Here is a 16,822-nt window from a genome sequence, read left to right on the forward strand (position 1 = left end):
GTGTCTTCATCGCTCACGCACCGTCATGAAAACCATTCGGTTCTCGCCGTGATGCGCCGGTTGATCCGAAGCGCGTGCGTGGTACCTCGCCCCCGGCGTCGAGCAGAAGTGACGCGGCGGTGCGCGCGCACCGCCGTCATTGCATCAGGAAGCGATCACGACGCGTCGCCCGGCGCGTCGACGTCGATGCCGAGTTCGCTCGCCATCCGCTGAACCAGCGCATTCAGGCGCGCCACTTCGTCCGCGAGGCGCTTCTGTTCGGCCTTCAGCGCCTCGAATTCGGAAGGCGGCACCGAATCCGCGCCGCCGCCGGCATCCGCGCTCGCGAAATCGGCCATGTTCACTTCGCCGCACATCAGGTGCATCCAGCGGTTCTCGCGCGCACCCGGCGCACGCGGCAGCCGGACGACGAGCGGCTGCGTACGCGCCGCGAGTTCGTCGAGGAACGCCTCGACCGACGAGATGTCCGCGAAGCCGTGCAGGCGTGCGCTGTTCAGGCGCAGCTCGGCGGCCGTCTGCGGGCCGCGCAGCAGCAGGATCGTCAGCAGCGCGATCGCCTGGCTCGGGATGCCGAGCACGCGGTTCATGTTGTGCTCGAAACGCGGCACGCGGCTGCTGCTGCCCTCCATCACGAGGCTCAGGTGCTTCAGCCCGTCGAGCGCGGTCGTCACTTCGTCCTCGCTGACGTTCATCACCGGCGCGCGCGCGGTTTTCTGGTTGCAACCCGCGGTCAGCGCGTTCAGCGACAGCGGGTAGGTATCCGGCACCGTGTGTTGTTTCTCGACGAGCACGCCGAGAATGCGGGCCTCGAGAGGCGTGAGTTCGCGAAGGGCGCGGGGCGTGGGCGTATCCGGCGTGGTGTTCATGAGTGGCGTCGCAGCGTGCAGCAGGTGAAGGGAAACGATCGCGGCCCGTACGGCATCGCGCACGGGCGAGCCATATGATAGCTCGCGACACGCGGCCCGGCGCCGCTCATCGCACCAGCGCGCGCACGTGCCGCAACAGGCTTTCGTCCGACGTAGCGGCGCGCCGATCGCACGTGAGGCAACGCGACGATGCATGCGCGCAGCACCGCGGATTCGGCCTTCACGCACGCCCCGCGGCGTTTGCGCGATGCACATGCCGGCGCTACGATGTACCCTTATCCCGATATCAACGGCGCCGCGCGATCGTCTTCTCACGCCGATACCACGCATCACCCGCGTTGAATGCGCTGCCGCCGTGCCTGCGCGCCGCTCGTCAAACCCGTTCACCCCCTCACCCGTTCACCACCATGACTGCATCTTCTTCCGCACCCGTGCGCGCCATCGTCACCGGACACACCCGCGGCGTCGGCGCGGCGCTCGCCGAACAACTGCTGCAGGAAGGCATCGCCGTGCTCGGCGTGTCGCGCAGCCGTCATCCGTCGCTCGCGTCACAGGCCGGCGAGCGCTTTACCGAGGTCGAACTCGATCTGTCGGACTCGAAGACCATTGCGAGCTGGCTGGCCGGCGACACGCTGCGCCGCTTCGTCGACGGCGCGTCGCTCGTGCTGCTGTTCAACAACGCGGGCATCGTCGACCCGATCGGCCCGCTCGCCGCGCAGGACCCGGCGATCGTTGCCCTCGCGGTCGGCCTGAACGTCGCCGCGCCGCTGATGCTGTCGGCCGCGCTCGCGCAAGCCGCCTCGGCCGCGACCGAATGCCGGATCGTGCACCTGTCGAGCGGCGCGGCCCGCAACGCGTATGCCGGCTGGAGCGTCTACTGCGCGACCAAGGCCGCGCTCGATCATCATGCACGCGCCGTCGCGCTCGACGCGAACGGCGCGCTGCGGATCTGCAGCGTCGCACCGGGCGTCGTCGATACCGGCATGCAGGCCACGATCCGCGCGACCGGCGAAGACAACTTCCCGATGCGCGAGAAATTCGACCAGTTGAAGTCGAGCGGCGCGCTCGCCACGCCCGAGGCGACCGCCCGGCAACTGATCGGCTATGCGCTGAGCGATGCATTCGGTACCGAGCCGACGGCCGACGTGCGCAACCTGCCGACGAAGTAAGCACCGGACGCGGCCCGTCATCCTTCGAGCCGCTTCGTCCAGTCTTCGACCTGCCGCTCGGTCCGGCGCTTTTCGAGCATCTTGCGCCAGCCGGGCGGTAGCAGCGGCACGTCGCACAGCGCATCCAGCGCGGCCATGTCGAGCGTGCGTCGATACAGCACGTCGAGCACCGTCGACAGCGGCCATTCCGGGTAGCGGCGCGCATGCAGCGCCAGCACATCGCCCGCCGCCACCCAGCCTTCCTGCAGCACGCGGTAGTACCAGCCGGTCCGGCCGCTGTGCTGCACGAGCGCCGCCATCCGCGAATGGTCGAAGCGTGCGTTGAGCTTCCAGCACGGCTGCCGCGACTGCGACACCTGGAGCACCGCGCCGCCCAGCGTGAACACGTCGCCGAGACACACGTCGCGCTCGGTGATGCCGCGCGTCGACAGGTTCTCGCCGAATGCACCCGGCCGGGCGAGCACGTCGCGCGCGCCGATCTGCCCGGCCCACCACGGATAGTGATCGTACGCATAGTGGTGAACGGCCTTGTCGGGGCCGCCGTGATGCCGCGCATCGGCCTGCTCGTCGCCGGCAAAGCCGAGCGCGCCCAGCCACAGGCGTGCATCCACCGGCTGCTTGTCGATCGCGCTCGCGTGCGGCGTGCCGGCAAGCGGCCGGCTCACGCCGATCCGCACCGCGCCGATGGCGACCGCGATCGCCGGCCGTGCGTCGGCGCTCATGCCGCCACACCGTCCGGCAGCGCCGCGAGCAGGCGTTCTAGTTCGCGCATGCGTGCGTCGCCAAGCGGCAGCAGCGGCCGCCGCGGTTCGCCGGCGTCGAAACCGCGCAGCCTCAGCCCGGCCTTCACGGTCACCGGCAACCCGCCGTTGACGATGAACTGCAGCAACGGCAACTGCGCGTGAAAGACCGATCGGGCGCGGGCGAGGTCGCCCGTGCGCATCGCGTCGAACAACGCGAGCGGCAACGCGGCATTCAGGTTCGGCGCGGCCGTGCACCATCCGGCCGCGCCGGCGGCCAGTGCGGCGAGCGCCATCGGATTGCTGCCGTTGTAGAACGGGATCGCGCCGTCGCTCAATTGCGCGAGCCGGTGCATCCGGCCAATGTCGCCGGTGCTTTCCTTCACCATCGTCACGTTGCCGACCGTCCGGCAGATCGTCGCGATCAGCTCGGGCGACATGTCGACGCCGCTCGTCGCAGGGTTGTTGTACAGCATGATCGGGATGCCGATCGCGTCACCGATCGCGCGATAGTGCGCGACGATCTCGTCGTTGCCGAGCTTCCAGTACGACACCGGCAGCACCATCACCGCATCGGCGCCGGCCTGCTCGGCAAAGCGGGCGCGGCGCACCGCGCCCGCCGTGGTGAGATCGGAGATTCCAACGACGGTCGGCACGCGCCGGCGCACCGCGCGAATCGACGCGGTAGCGACGGCCTCCCATTCGGCGTCGGACAGGTACGCGCTTTCGCCGGTACTGCCCAGCGGCGCGATCGCGTGAACGCCGTCGGCGATCAGGCGATCGATCAGCGCATCGAGCGCTGTCAGGTCGACGCCGCCGTCGACGGAGAACGGCGTGACCGGGTAGGCAATGATGCCTTTCAACAGGATGGACACGATTGGTATTCCTCAATGATTGACTAAAAAGATCGAAACGGCGCATTCGCTTACGCGACGCAATCCTGATGCGTACGCAATGCGCGGCGCGCGTAGTAGTCGAACGTCACCGCATCGCGCTTCGGCTTCGAGATCCAGTCGTGCGCTTCACGCGCCAGCGCGGGCGGCACCGGTTTGATCTCGCCGGCCGACATCGCGAGCAGCTGAAGCTTCGCGGCGCGTTCGATCAGCAGCGCGAGAATGCACGCCTCCTCGATCGTCTTGCCGACCACGAGCTGCCCGTGATGCGACAGCAGAATCGCGCGCTTGCTGCCGAGCGCCTTCGAGATGATCTCGCCCTCCTCGTTGCCGACCGGCACGCCCGGCCAGTCCTTCAGGAACGCACAATCGTCGTACAGCGGACAGGTATCCATATGCGACACGACGAGCGGCTGTTCGAGCATCGACAGCGCCGCGACATGCGCGGGATGCGTATGGATGATGCAGTTCACGTCCGGGCGCTCGCGATAAATCCACGTATGGAACCGGTTGGCCGGGTTCGGAATGCCTTCGCCGTCGACGACGTCGAGATCCTCGTTGACGCGCAGCAGGTTCGCGGCCGAGATCTCGTCGAAGCCGAGCCCGAGCCGCTGCGTGTAGTACGTGCCGGCCGCGTCCGCGCGGCAGGTGATCTGCCCGGCCAGGCCCGAGTCGTGGCCGGCGTCGAACAAAATCCGGCAGGTCAGCGCAAGCTTTTGCCGCGCGGACCAGCCGCTGTCGCCCACCGCGTTTTCCAGACGCCGCTCCGCCAGCGCGACCAGCGCTTCCTTCGTCAAATTCAGCGTTTCCGCCATGTTCGCCTCCTGAATGAACCGGGTCTGCCGCGCCGTCCGCGGCCGTTTACCCGATCACAAATGACACACGATACACCGAATGACACTTTGTGTCATGCGTTACAATCGGTTTTTCGAAGGACACCTGGCGCCCCATGACGATTCGCCTGAAGCTGCTCAGAAAACAGAAGGGCTGGACGCTCGACGTGCTGGCCGACGAGACCGGCCTCACCAAGAGCTACCTGTCGAAGGTCGAGCGCGGCCTGAGCGTGCCGTCGATCGCGGTCGCGCTGAAGCTGTCGAAGGCGCTGAACGTCGACGTCGAGCAACTGTTCTCGGAAAGCCGCAACCGCGAACTGATCACGGTCACGCGCGCCGGCGAGCGCACGGCAATGGGCGCGGCGGCCGACAGCCACGCGCATCGCTTCGAAAGCATCGCGGCGGGCGTCGCGCCGAAGAAGATGCTGCCGTTCGTCGTGCATCCGCCGCACGAATTCGTCGCATCGACGTTCCGCGAGCACGAAGGCGAGGAATTCCTGTTCGTGCACAAGGGACGCATCGAAATCGAATTTCCGAACGAGACGGTGCAACTCAGGGCCGGCGATTCAGTCTATTTCAACGCACTGATCCCGCACCGCACGCGCAGCCTCGGCACCGCGCAGGCGGAGATCCTGGTCATCGTCAGCCACGACGACTAGCCTCGTCACTTCTCGTCACTTTTTCGCGCAAGGATCTTCCGATGGTCACCAAGGCCACCGCACCGTTCCAGCAGATCAAGACGCTCGTCCGCCAGAACGTCGAGTCCGGCGACTGGCGCCCCGGCGACCGCATTCCGTCCGAGCTCGATCTCGCCGCGCAGTTCGGCGTCGCACGCATGACGGTCAACCGCGCGCTGCGCGAGCTGACCGAGGAAGGCGTGCTCAAGCGCACCGCAGGCGTCGGCACCTTCGTCGCCGAGGTGAAGCCGCAGTCGAACCTGCTGATGATCGCGCACATCCGCGACGAAATCCGCGCGCGCGGGCACGAATATCGCTGCCGCGTGCTCAGCCAGTCGAGCGAACCCGCGTCGTTCGACGTCGCGGCCGCGTTCGGCCTGCCGGTCAATACGCCGGTCTTTCACGTGGTGTGCGTGCACGAGGAAAACGGCCGCCCGATCCAGCTCGAGGATCGCTACGTGAACCCGGCCGCCGCGCCCGGCTTCATCGACCAGGATTTCCAGACCGAGCCGCCGTCCGAGTACCTGTACAACAACGTGTCGCACTACGAACTGGAAATCGAGCACGTCGTCGACGCGTCGCTGCCCACCAGCGAACAGGCGCGGCTGCTCGACATGCGCGCCGACGAGCCGTGCCTCACGCTCACGCGCCGCACGTGGACGGACGGGCTGCCCGTCACGTTCGTGCACTTCCTGCATCCGGGCAACCGCTACCGGCTCGGTTCGCGCTTCAAGCCCGGCGCGGGGCGTCACCCGACCTGATCGTTCGTCGCAAGCCCCCAACGCACGGCGGCCGTTTCGTCATGAAACGGCCGCCATATTCGTTCCTGCGCTGCTCAGATCGCACCGACCTGCCCCGCCTCGCGCGACCACACGACCGGAAACAGCGGGTGATCGAGCGGCGCGCCGTCCGGCAGTTGCTGCGCGAGCCCGGGGAAATCGGGCGACGTCTTCCAGCGGCGCGGCGCGTGACGGATATCGTCGCCGACGAAGCGGATCGAGAACGCACGGCGGCGGTTCCGCGTACCGCCCGACGCATGCAGCGTGAGCATCCGGAAGCACACCATGTCGCCGGGTTCGAGCGCCCAGCGGCGAATCGGGAAGGCCGCGCGGTCGGCTTCGATGTCGGGCAGGTCGGCGAGGCTGCCTTCCGGAAACCACTTCGCCTCCTTGTCCATGAACGTGCGCGGCATCAGCCACGGCCCGCGATGCGAGCCGGCGACGAATTCCAGCGTCGATTCGAGCGGCACCGGATCAACCGGAATCCACATGCTGACGTTGTCGTCGCCTTCGATGTCGTAGTACGGCTGATCCTGGTGCCACGGCGTGCGCTGCCGCGTGCCGGGCTCCTTCACGAGCAGGTGATCGTGATGCAGCCGCACGTGGTCGGTGCCCATCAGCGCGGCGGCGACCGATGGCGCCGGCGAGCGCACGATGAAATCGCGATATGCGTCGTTGTGCTGCCAGTTGCAGAAATCCTCGAAGAACCAGCCCGGATCGTCGGGCCGGCTCGCGACTTTCGCGCGCTCGCTCGGCTGCGCGAGGTTCGCGTCGATGCCGGCCCGCAGCGCGGCCACTTCGTCCGGCGAAAAGATGCCCCTAATGCAGACCGCGCCTTCCTCACGGAACGCGGCGATCAGTTCGGGCGTCACGGCTTGCGCGACGCGCTCCTGGATACTCGTCATGGTGTGCCTGTCGATCGAATGAGTCACGGGGTCACGGTGCCGAAGTCAGCTGCTGCTTCGCGCCATAGATGTCGAAGTCGAAGTATTTCGCGGCAATCTTCTGGTACGTGCCGTTCGCGCGAATCGCGACGATCGCGTCGTTCAGCCGCTTCTTCATGTCGGCGTCGCCCTTGCGTATGCCCATCGCGACGCCGTAACCGGTGATCCGCGCATCGGTCACGTCCGGGCCCGCGAACGCATAGCCCTTGCCGCGCGGCGTCTTCAGGAACGAGTAGCCGGCCTGCGTCTTGTCCTGGAAGGTCGCGTCGAGGCGGCCGTTGACGAGATCCTGGTACACCTGGTCCTGATTCTGGTACGAAACGATCGTCACGCCCTTGGTTGCCCATTCGGCCTTCGCGTACGCCTCCTGCGTCGTGCCCTGGTCGATCCCGATGCGCTTGCCGGCGAGCGACGCGGCGCTCGGCAGCAGCTTCGAGCCGACCGGCGCGACGAGCGCGCCCGGCGACGCATACAGCTTGTTCGAGAAGTCGATCTGCTTGAGCCGCTCGTCGGTGGCCGTCATCGCGGACATGATCACGTCGAACTTGCGCGCGCGCAGCGCCGGGATCATCCCGTCGAAGCCCTGCTCGACCCACACGCACTTCGCATGCAGCTGCTCGCAGATCGCATTGCGCAAGTCGATGTCGAAGCCGGCGAGCGAGCCGTCGGGCTGCTTCGCCTCGAACGGCGGATACGTGGGGTCGATACCCCAGCGGATCGTCGACGTGTCCTGCGCGAACGACACGAGCGGCGCGAACGCCAGCGCGGTGACGAGGAGCTTTGCGGTGCGGTTCATGGCGGGTCCTTGTGAGTCTCGACGGGGCGGGCGATGCCGGCGTACGGTGGTGGGCGCCTCGACGGGAGGCCGGCGCGGGGCGCGAACGGCCGGGGTTTCGATGAAACTGCGATGCAGTCTAGACTGCTTGATTTTTGAGCGCAAGCGGGGAAATACGGGAGGGGCGGCGGATTGAGAGAAGATCGAAACCGAGAGACGGGGTGATGCTCAATTGTGAGATTTTCCAGGAATTTTTGGGTGTTTACCCTGCGCGATCCATACCTGACACAGAATGCGCTTTCCGAATGTTAACGAGAGGAAGTGATCTACACCGGTCACCACGGCGATGAGTTTCCCGCAGTTCCATCGAACCTACCGGCAATGCAGCCTATACTGCGATGGAATTTTTCAACACCAATATCAAGGTCGAGACTTCCGCGGAAATCGTCGCCAAGAAAATGTGGCACCGCGGCGATCGTCCGACCGCCCGGGACCTGTTCGATCTGTGCCTGATCATCGAGCGGGAGCCGGAAAGCCTGATGGACGCCGGTGCGTTCCTCGTTCGGCATCGCGACACGTTTCTGCGTCTGCTCAACGAGCATCGTGCCTTCGTCCGACCGCGCTTCGACGACATCCGGACACTCGGCTACACGCCGTCGTTCGACTATTGTGTTGAACTCGCCGACGCATTCCTGCGAAAACTCCCCGGCGGCACGCCGGAACCCAAATCGCGCCGCCGCTAAACCTACTGCGCCCCGCCACCAGCCCGCTCGTTCGCCCCATACCCGCCGTCGCGCGGGCGGCAGCGGCGTCACGCCGTTCGATCCGCACGTACCGTTCGCCGCGTCGTCGAGCATGACCGCGTTCGGCCGCCGGAATCCACGCGGTGCAGCGATAGCGGATCGGGCTGCGCAGATCGGCGCTGTGCGCGAGCGTCATCCATTGGATGTCGTCTGGCGCCTCAAAATCCCGCCAAACACCACTCCCAAGTCCGGCGAAACCGCGATTGCCCGCGGCGTCCCGCCATGTTAAAAGTCGTCGCACGCATTTGAAAATGAAATGCCCGAATCCACAGAAGTGCAGAAATGAATAGACCTCTGTTCGACATCGACCTGCTGCGCGCGCTCGTGATGGTCGCCGATTGCGGCAGTTTCACGACGGCTTCCGCGCGCCTGCATTCGACACAGTCGACGGTCAGCCAGAAGGTGCGCCGGCTCGAGGAAATCGCCGGCCACCGCCTGCTCGATCGCGGCGCGCGCGACGTGCGGCCGACCGACGCGGGCGTGACGGTGCTCAGCTATGCGCGGCGCATGCTCGCGCTGAACGACGAGATGCTGGAGGCGCTGTCGGGTGCGACGGTCGCGCTGACGATCCGGCTCGGCGTACCTGACGATTTCGCGGCGGGCCGTACGACGCACGCGCTCGCGGCGTTCAAGCGCGAGCATCCGCAGGTGAAGCTCGAAGTAACGTGCGGGCTGAGCCGCGACATCAGCGCCGCGTACGATCGCGGCGAACTCGACCTCGTGCTGATCAAGCAGCGGCGCGACAGCCGCGAGGCGGTCGTGCGCTGGCCGGAGAAGCTGCGCTGGATCGACAGTGCGAAGCATCCGTCGATCGATCTCGACCCGGTGCCGATCGTCGTGTTCCCGCCGCGCGGGCTCTATCGCGACGACATGATCAAGGCGATCGAGGAGCGCGGCCGCCGCTGGCGGATCAGCTTCACGACGTCGAGCCTGAGCGGCATCCAGGCGGCCGTCGCGGACGGGCTCGGCATCAGCGTACTGCCCGCGCGCGTGGTGACGGACGAGCACGTGGTGCTGACCGCGAAGCAGGGCTTCGCGCCGATCGAGCACATGGACATCGCGATCCTGCACCGGCCGACGGCCGACCCGATGGTCAGCGCGCTGACGAAGGCGCTCGCGGCGATGCTCGAACTCGAAGGGCGGTAGGCGAACGGATTGCAAACGGAAGCGGCGCACAGGGCGCCACGCACTACACGCGTCAGAACAATCAGAACATCGTGTTGCCGTTCGCCGCCTGCTCGGGCACCGGCTGGTTGACGTCCCAGTGTTCGACGATCTTGCCGTGCTCGAGCCGGAAGATGTCCATGATCGCGCTGCCGCGCGTGCCCGGTTCGCGCACCGCGTGCACGTGCAGGATCACGTAGTCGCCATCGACGAACGAACGCTTGATCTCGCTGTGCGATTGCGGATATTTGTCGCGCAGGAACGCGACGAACTTGCGGAAGCCGTCGCGCCCGTCGGCCGCGTTCGGGTTGTGCTGCACGTAGCGATCGCCGACATACGCGAGCGCGGCGTCCGCATCCTTCTCGTTCAGCCCTTTCTCGTAGAACGCGAGTACCGTGCGCCGGTTGGCTTCCTGCTGCGCGTCGGCCGGGCCGGCCGCCACCGCATGCGCGGCCGTCACGGCGAACAGGGCCGCCGCCATCCATCGTGCGGCTCGTGCCGCGGTCGTGCGTCGCATCGTCGTCTCCCCGGAAATCCGGTTGAAAACCGGATCATACCGGGGCGACGCGGCGCTCAGACCAGCACGCCGTTACGTGCGACGATCTTCCCCGAAGACACGACGAGCCGCCGCACCGGCCGCGCGACGACGGCCTCGGCGAACGTCAGCGCATCGACGAGCACGACGTCCGCGCGGCTGCCCGGCTGCAGCCCGTAATCCGCGAAACCACAGCCGCGCGCCGCGCCGTACGTCACGCAGTCGAGCGCGACTTCGAGCGCATCGTCGCGGCGGAAATCGTTGCGCATGCCGATCAGCATCGCGCGTTCGAGCATGTCGGGCGAGCCATACGGCGTCCACGTGTCGCGCACGCCGTCGTTGCCGCCGATCACGGTCACGCCGGCCGCACGGCATGCGGCCACCGGCGGCACCGGCACCGCGGCCGGCGCGGTCGTGACGATCGCGACGCCGAGCTCGGCCATCCGCGCGAGCAGCGCATCGCGCTCGCGGTCGGCGAGATCGCCAAGACAGAAACCATGGCTGATCGTGACCTTGCCGTGCATCCCGTGCGCCGCCGTGCGCTGCAGGATCAGGTCGAGCGAGTACGCGCCCATCGACCCGCGCTCGTGCAGATGGATGTCGAGCCCGCGGCCGTGGCGTTCGGCGATCGCGAACAGCACGTCCACCGCCTCGACCGGATCGCCTTCGATCGCGCACGGATCGAGCCCGCCGAGCAGGTCAGCGCCGGCACCCAGCGCGTCGGACAGCAGCGCATCGGTGCCCGGCCGCTTGAGCACGCCCGATTGCGGAAACGCGACGATCTGGATCTCGACCTGCCCGCGCAGCGTCTCGCGCGTCGCGAGCACGCCGTGCAGATGGCGCAGCCCGGCGTCGGTATCGACGTCGACGTGCGTGCGGATGCGCGTCGTGCCGGCCGCGAGGAACGCGCGCGCCAGCCCGAGCGACGCGGCGCCCGCGTCATGGCCGCTCGTCGCGCGATAGTGGCGTTCGCTCTCGATGCGGTCGACGAGGCGCGGCCCGACCTGGTTGCGATACCACGGCATCCCCAGTGGGTCTTGTCGAGGTGGGTGTGGCCCTCGACGAGGCCGGGCAACGCCAACGCGAGCGCGCCGTCCTCGATCGCGCAGCCGGCGGGCGCGTCGAGCGACGGGCCGACGCGCGCGATGCGATCGCCTTCGATCAGGATATCGAGCGCCGCGTCGGCGCTCGTGCGGACATTGCGGATCAGCAGGTTCGTCATGTCGGTTCCGGTCAGGTCGGTCAGTGCAACGCAGGCACGGCGCGGGCCGTGCCGCCGGTCGGGTGGGTGGGTCAGCGCGTGAAGCGTAGCGACGGCGCGAATGGTGCGCCCGTATCGCTTTCGCCGCGGCGGAATACCCAGCGTTCGGCCGGCACGCCCGCGACGGCCGCCGCCGCGTTCGGCGCACGCACCGCGACGAAGCTCGCGTCGCAGCCGACCGCGATTCCGTAGTTCTCCTTGCCGATCGCGCGTGCGCCGGCGTGCGTCGCCATGTCGAGTGCGATGCCGAGCGCTTCGTCGGTGTAGAAGCCCGACCGGTAGCCGACCATCATCGCGCGCTGCAGCATGTCGCCGTTACCGTACGGCCACCACGCGTCGCGAATGTTGTCGTTGCCCGCGAACACGTGCACGCCCGCGTCGCGCAGCCGTTGCACCGGCGGGAACGCGCAGTCGCCCGGCGCATTCGTCAGGATCGACACGCCGGCTTCGGCCAGTGCCGCAGCGGTACGCTGCACGTCGTCGTCGCTCACCTGGCCGAGCGCGTATGCATGGCTCACGTTCACGCGGCCGCCGAGCCCGGCCGCGCGCGTGCGCGCCGTGATCCGCAGCAGTTGCGCGATGCCGGTGTCGCCCGGTTCGTGCAGGTGAATGTCGATTTTCGCGCCGCGCTTCTCGGCGATGCCGAACACGATGTCGAGCTGGCCGTCCGCGTCGCCGTCGAGCGTCGTCGGGTCGATCCCTCCGACCACGTCCGCGCCTTCGCGCACGGCTGCGTCGAGGATCTCGGCGGTGCCCGGGCAGGTGATCACGCCGGCCTGCGGAAACGCGACCAGTTCGATGTCGACGATGCCGCGCCATTGTTCGCGCGCGGCCATCACGGCGTGCAGGTTCGACAGGCCCGTCGTCGCATCGACGTCGACGTGGCTGCGCATCGCGATCGTGCCGAACGCGGCGGCCTGCGCGATCAGCGCATTCGCACGCTCGACGATCGGCGGCGCGGCCGCGAGCTGGCGCTTCTCGACCGCGAGCCGCTCGCGCAGCGAGCCGACCGGTTCGTGCGGCACCCAGCGATCGCCGACGAAGCTCTTGTCGAGATGGATGTGGCCGTCGACGAAACCGGGCAGCACGACGCGGCCGTCGAGGTCGATCGTCTGCGCGCCGGGCGCGGCGGTGCAATCGGCGCCGATCGCGGCGAAGCGGCCGTCGCGGACGACGAGGTTGACGGGCCGGCCGCCGGCGGCGCGGGCGTTGATGAAGAGTCGTTCGGTCATGGCTTCGAATGTGGGGCGGTCGCGGCGCGACACCGGCGCGGATCGAGGAAGGACCGCGGCCGGCGCGGCGCGACCGTTGGCAGGGAATCCGGCCACGATATCGAACGCTGCCGCCCGAGGCCAATTAAATGTCGCGATGCCGCGCATTCGATTTCGCGATGCACGGCGCGAAGGCCTGCCGGGCCGGGCGCGACGGGAGCGCGATCGTCGATGAAATGGCCGAAACGTCTTCGGCAACGCACGGGCCGCGTCGTCGGCATGCGTGCGCCGGGAAGCCGCGCCACGTCCTTGCCGCGCACGGCTTCGATGCCCCGCCCCACCGGGGATTTACGCGGCAACAGACTTTACACGTTGTTACCCGGCCGCACCGGACGCGCATCCGGCCATTCCTTATACTCACGCCGAGTTCGCCACCCATCACGGGAATCCATCGGCGGACACGTTGCCGATGCAGGAATCATCATGATGCGCATGCCTTCCACGAAGACCGTTCTGTTCGCCTCGCTCGTCGCCGTGGCGGCGCTTCCGCTCACTGCCTGCGTCGCGCCGGGCTACTACGGCGCGCAGCCGGGCTATCCGCAACAGCAGCAATACGCGACGCCCGGCTATGCGCAGCCCGCGTACTCGCAACCGGGCTACGTGCAGCAGCAACCGGCGTATCCGAACCAGGCGCCGCAGCCGTACGATCAATACGGCAACCCGTCGCAATACGGCTCGCAGCCGTATGACCAGTACGGCAATCAGCAGCAGCAATACGCGACCCCGTACGGCACGCAGTACGGCACCGTGTCGAACATCCAGCCGGTCAACGGCTCGGTCGCCCCGTCAGGCATCGCCGGCACCGTCGTCGGCGCGCTGGTCGGCGGGCTGGTGGGCAACCAGTTCGGCCGCGGTCATGGCCGCGATGCGGCGACCGTGATCGGCGCACTCGGCGGGGCGGTGGCGGGCAACCAGATCGGCCAGCAGATGGGCGCGGCGCAAGGCCCGAGCAGCTACCGGATCGACGTGCAGGTGAGCGACGGCTCGATGCGCTCGTTCGACGTGCAGTCGCCGGGCAACCTGCGTCCGGGCGACCGCGTGCAGATCAACGGCAATCAGCTGTCGCGCTATTGATGCCGCTGGCGTGCGCGTGAATTGATCGCGCGCACGTCGCCGGTTTGACGTCGGAGGGCCGGTCCGGTCCGACGGCGCATACGCTTTACGCGCCCCCACCTTGATCGCGGCACGACGCGCCGCCATCCCTGTCTTCTCCGTTCACGATCGGGCCCGCCACCCCTGCGACGCACCGACCATCGCTCCGCGACATCCGGATTCCTATTACGATAAGGGCGATGCATCCCGCGGCGCGTAGCAGCGGCGCGCCGGCATGCAAGCCCCTCAACCGGAATGCTCCCGATGACGATCACGATCCGCCTGCTTGACGCCGCCGACGCGGCGCAGTTCCAGACCGTCCGCCTGCGCGCGGTCGACACCGCGCCTACGTCCTTCCTGCCGACGCTCGACGAGGAATCGCAGGTGCCGGTCGACGAATTCGCGAAGCGCCTCACGCCGACGCAGGCACAGGCCGTGTTCGGCGCGTTCGACGGCGACACGCTCGTCGGCATCGCCGGCGTGCGCCGCGACGCGCGCACGAAGATCGCACACAAGGCGACGATCTGGGGCGTGTACGTCGATGCCGCGTATCGCGGGCAACGCATCGCGCAGGCGCTGCTCGACAGCGCGACCGGGCATGCGGCGAACGCGTGGGGATGCAAGCAACTGATGCTGTGCGTGAACGACGTCAACCGTACCGCGGAGCGGCTCTATGCATCGCAGGGGTTCGTGCGGTTCGGCACGGAGCCGCGCTCCCTGTTCGTCGATGGCCGCTTCTACGACGAGCACTACATGATCAAGACGCTGGCGTAACGCATGCGCATTCGCGCTCGCGTGCGGGCACCGGCCGGGCCGCACGCGGACGTCGTGCGTGTTACCTCATTCTCACCGCTTGTCGTTGATCGTCGTGTTGACGACCTGCCCGGCGATCGTCACGTTCGTCAGCGTCATCGCACTCACGTTGAATGCATAGATCGGCCCCGGCGACGTGACCGTCGGCACGCCTGACGCGACCGGCGTGCCGAAGTCGCAATTGCTGATCGTCACGCCGGAGATCGGCTGCACGGCCGGCGTCGGTGGCGTGCCGTTGTAGTCGAACGCGACCGGCCCCTGCGCGACGATCGCCTGGAAACACGACGCGGTCACGCCGTTCAGCGTCACGTTGCTCGCCTTCACGTCGGCGATCGTCACGTTCTGCACGACCGGTGCGCGCGTGCGCACCGCATCGTTCGCCGGCTGGTAGTCGCAGTCGAACGTGACGATGCCGCCCTGCGCCGCGGACGGATTGCCGGCCGACGGCGTCACGACGCCGAGCGGCACGCTCGCGTTGACCGGGCTGCCCGCGAGCAGCGCGCTGCCGTAGCCGCCGCCCTTCAGCGTCACGCCGTTCGGCAGCGTGACGCCCTTCACGTGGAAATCCTTCACGTATCCGCCGCGGTTCATGTTGGTCTTCACGCGAATCGCGATGTTCAGCGGATTGGTCTGCCAGTTCGCGTTCAGCATCGACAGGTTCGTCGCGTAGATCTGCTCGACGCCGCCGCCCATCTCGCTGCCGAGCGTGATGCCGCCGTGCCCGCTGTTCATCGTGCAGTTGCGGATCAGGTGCCGCTTCGCGGGGCCGTATTCGATGTCGCGGTCCTTGCCCGACTTGATCGCGATGCAGTCGTCGCCGGTGTTGAACGTGCAGTCCTCGCACAGCACGTCGGTGCACGCGTCCGGATCGAAGCCGTCGTTGTTCGGGCCGATGCTGTTGGTCGTCACGCCGCGGATCACGACGTTGCGGCTGGCGGTCGGATGGTGCTGCCAGAACGGCGTGTTCTGCGTCTGGTAGTTCGCCATCAGCACGTTCGTGCAGCCGATGAATTCGACCATGCACGGCCGCAGGTAGTGGCCGAGGCCGAAGATGCGCCGCTCGACCGGCACCCCGGCCTCGGACAGCGCGGGCAGGTAGTTCTGGTCCTGCTGCCACGGCGTGACGGGCGACGTCAGCAGCGCGTAGAGCGCGTCGGGAATCGCGGGCGCGACGATGCGCAGGTCGACGTTGTTCGGATTCGCGGAGTTCTGCGCCGGCACCGTCGCGCTCGCGCCGTACGCGCCCGACGAGCCCTTGTAGGTCCACCAGCAGACGCTGTTCGCGCCGCTGCCCGAGAACGGCGTCATCGCCTGCCCGTTGAGCACCGACGTCGGGCCTTCGCCGGTCAGCGCGATGTTGGTCGCGTTGCGCGCATAGACGGGCGCGCCGTAGTTCAGGCAATCGTTCGCCTGCCAGCGGCTGTAGTACAGCCGGCCGTTCGCGCCGCAATCGACCGGGCCGTCCTTCGCGTAGTCGGCCGGGTTCGGGCTGAAGTAGATCGTGCAGTTCGCGCTCAAGTGGAACGTGACGTTGCTCTGCAGCACGATCGGCCCCGCGCAATACCAGTTGCCGGGCGGCACGACGACGCGGCCACCGCCTTCGCGCCGGCATGCGTCGATCGCCGCGAGAAACGCCGGGCGCGAATCGAATGCGCCGGGCGCGGCGGTCAGTTCGGCACCGGGGCTGACGGGCGATTTCGCCGCCGGGTACGGCGACGTCTGCGCGACCGTCGCGCACGGGCGCGCGCCGTAGTGTGTCACGTCGAAGTCGCGTCTGCGCCGCGCGAGCCGCGACACGTGCGCGAGCGACGCGGCAATGCGCGCCGCCGCGCCGTGCTCGCCCCACACGAGATCGACCGCCGACGCATTCGGCGTCGCGCCTGCCGCCAGCGCCCGGGGGGCCGCGAACGGACCGCCGAGCATCGCGCCGCCGGCGAGTGCGCCGGTCCAGCCGATGAAGGCGCGGCGCGAGACCCGTTTCGATGCAGGCGATCGGACGGACGAAGACGAACGGCGGCGATGGGCGGCCATGGGCACTCCTTCAGGACTGGGGTATCGATGCGCCGAACGGCGGATCTCTATTTATACGTCGTCGTACTACATCGAGCAGTCTAGACGCGATCGAGCTGCGACACGTATCTGTCGTTTACCCGGTTTTTACTGCATTCATCTGCGGTATGTGTGCGCACACTCACATTGAAGAATGA

At 67.8% G+C, this 16,822-nt stretch carries 16 protein-coding genes and 2 pseudogenes; 7 read left to right on the forward strand and 11 right to left on the reverse strand.

What is annotated here, in order from left to right; all coding sequences use genetic code 11:
* Positions 1-155: 155 nt before the first annotated feature.
* Entirely contained in the window at positions 156-866 is a 711-nt protein-coding gene (locus tag SY91_RS26100; protein WP_034175083.1) for a YceH family protein, read from the reverse strand.
* Positions 867-1,273: 407 nt separating this feature from the next.
* Between SY91_RS26100 and SY91_RS26105 the strand changes: the two genes are divergently transcribed.
* Positions 1,274-2,035: an SDR family oxidoreductase gene (locus SY91_RS26105; RefSeq protein ID WP_043888013.1), complete on the forward strand. Its 762-nt coding sequence runs from the start codon at positions 1,274-1,276 to the stop codon at positions 2,033-2,035.
* Positions 2,036-2,052: 17 nt separating this feature from the next.
* Here SY91_RS26105 and SY91_RS26110 read toward each other — a convergent pair whose 3' ends face one another.
* From SY91_RS26110 to SY91_RS26120, 3 genes are read right to left on the reverse strand one after another with little or no spacing between them, the layout of a single operon-like run.
* Complete coding sequence (locus tag SY91_RS26110) at positions 2,053-2,757, reverse strand: MOSC domain-containing protein (protein WP_023477009.1); 705 nt, start codon at positions 2,755-2,757, stop codon at positions 2,053-2,055.
* Complete coding sequence (locus SY91_RS26115; RefSeq protein ID WP_023477010.1) at positions 2,754-3,650, reverse strand: dihydrodipicolinate synthase family protein; 897 nt, start codon at positions 3,648-3,650, stop codon at positions 2,754-2,756. The genes SY91_RS26110 and SY91_RS26115 overlap by 4 nt, the downstream gene beginning before the upstream one ends.
* Before the next feature lie 50 nt (positions 3,651-3,700).
* Positions 3,701-4,483 (reverse strand): aldolase, encoded by a 783-nt coding sequence (locus SY91_RS26120; RefSeq protein WP_023477011.1) that lies wholly within the window; start codon positions 4,481-4,483, stop codon positions 3,701-3,703.
* Positions 4,484-4,617: 134 nt separating this feature from the next.
* On the opposite strand from SY91_RS26120, the gene SY91_RS26125 reads away from it, so the two are divergent.
* Both SY91_RS26125 and hutC read left to right on the forward strand, forming a co-directional pair.
* Positions 4,618-5,160 carry a helix-turn-helix domain-containing protein gene (locus SY91_RS26125; protein WP_012339122.1) on the forward strand — a complete coding sequence of 181 codons (543 nt, stop codon included), beginning with the start codon at positions 4,618-4,620 and terminating at the stop codon, positions 5,158-5,160.
* 41 nt (positions 5,161-5,201) lie between these two features.
* The gene (gene hutC, locus SY91_RS26130) at positions 5,202-5,939 is read left to right on the forward strand and encodes a histidine utilization repressor (protein ID WP_006480260.1); all 738 of its coding nucleotides are present in this window, start codon (positions 5,202-5,204) and stop codon (positions 5,937-5,939) included.
* Positions 5,940-6,013: 74 nt separating this feature from the next.
* On the opposite strand, the gene SY91_RS26135 is transcribed toward hutC, so the two are convergent.
* Together SY91_RS26135 and SY91_RS26140 are read right to left on the reverse strand one after the other, a co-directional pair.
* The gene (locus SY91_RS26135) at positions 6,014-6,862 is read right to left on the reverse strand and encodes a phytanoyl-CoA dioxygenase family protein (RefSeq protein ID WP_023477012.1); all 849 of its coding nucleotides are present in this window, start codon (positions 6,860-6,862) and stop codon (positions 6,014-6,016) included.
* Between the two features lie 31 nt (positions 6,863-6,893).
* Entirely contained in the window at positions 6,894-7,697 is an 804-nt protein-coding gene (locus tag SY91_RS26140) for an ABC transporter substrate-binding protein (RefSeq protein WP_023477013.1), read from the reverse strand.
* Between the two features lie 344 nt (positions 7,698-8,041).
* Here SY91_RS26140 and SY91_RS26145 point away from each other — a divergent pair, with 344 nt between their 5' ends.
* Entirely contained in the window at positions 8,042-8,419 is a 378-nt protein-coding gene (locus SY91_RS26145; protein WP_260632493.1) for a nucleotidyl transferase AbiEii/AbiGii toxin family protein, read from the forward strand.
* A gap of 112 nt (positions 8,420-8,531) precedes the next feature.
* Here SY91_RS26145 and SY91_RS35200 read toward each other — a convergent pair.
* Positions 8,532-8,618, reverse strand: a pseudogene (locus SY91_RS35200) (ankyrin repeat domain-containing protein); the annotation flags it as partial.
* A gap of 143 nt (positions 8,619-8,761) precedes the next feature.
* On the opposite strand from SY91_RS35200, the gene SY91_RS26150 reads away from it, so the two are divergent.
* A complete protein-coding gene (locus SY91_RS26150) occupies positions 8,762-9,625 on the forward strand; it encodes a LysR family transcriptional regulator (protein WP_006480257.1) in 864 nt (287 codons plus the stop codon).
* Positions 9,626-9,686: 61 nt separating this feature from the next.
* Here SY91_RS26150 and SY91_RS26155 read toward each other — a convergent pair whose 3' ends face one another.
* The 3 genes and pseudogenes from SY91_RS26155 to SY91_RS26165 form a co-directional block, all read right to left on the reverse strand.
* Positions 9,687-10,160 (reverse strand): nuclear transport factor 2 family protein, encoded by a 474-nt coding sequence (locus SY91_RS26155; RefSeq protein ID WP_006480256.1) that lies wholly within the window; start codon positions 10,158-10,160, stop codon positions 9,687-9,689.
* A gap of 56 nt (positions 10,161-10,216) precedes the next feature.
* A pseudogene (locus tag SY91_RS26160) lies at positions 10,217-11,400 on the reverse strand (amidohydrolase family protein).
* 71 nt (positions 11,401-11,471) lie between these two features.
* On the reverse strand, positions 11,472-12,671 hold the full coding sequence (locus SY91_RS26165; protein ID WP_034175081.1) for an amidohydrolase family protein: 1,200 nt from the start codon (positions 12,669-12,671) through the stop codon (positions 11,472-11,474).
* 462 nt (positions 12,672-13,133) lie between these two features.
* Here SY91_RS26165 and SY91_RS26170 point away from each other — a divergent pair, with 462 nt between their 5' ends.
* Both SY91_RS26170 and SY91_RS26175 read left to right on the forward strand, forming a co-directional pair.
* Positions 13,134-13,784 carry a glycine zipper 2TM domain-containing protein gene (locus SY91_RS26170; RefSeq protein WP_006480254.1) on the forward strand — a complete coding sequence of 217 codons (651 nt, stop codon included), beginning with the start codon at positions 13,134-13,136 and terminating at the stop codon, positions 13,782-13,784.
* A 282-nt stretch (positions 13,785-14,066) separates the two neighbouring features.
* Positions 14,067-14,576, forward strand: a complete 510-nt coding sequence (locus tag SY91_RS26175) for a GNAT family N-acetyltransferase (RefSeq protein ID WP_023477018.1) — start codon at positions 14,067-14,069, stop codon at positions 14,574-14,576.
* A 72-nt stretch (positions 14,577-14,648) separates the two neighbouring features.
* Here the strand turns inward: SY91_RS26175 and SY91_RS26180 are convergent, their stop codons facing one another.
* Positions 14,649-16,646: a glycoside hydrolase family 28 protein gene (locus SY91_RS26180; protein ID WP_023477019.1), complete on the reverse strand. Its 1,998-nt coding sequence runs from the start codon at positions 16,644-16,646 to the stop codon at positions 14,649-14,651.
* Positions 16,647-16,822 lie beyond the last annotated feature (176 nt).

It is taken from the genome of Burkholderia cenocepacia, assembly GCF_014211915.1.
In the GTDB taxonomy this organism is placed as follows: domain Bacteria; phylum Pseudomonadota; class Gammaproteobacteria; order Burkholderiales; family Burkholderiaceae; genus Burkholderia; species Burkholderia orbicola.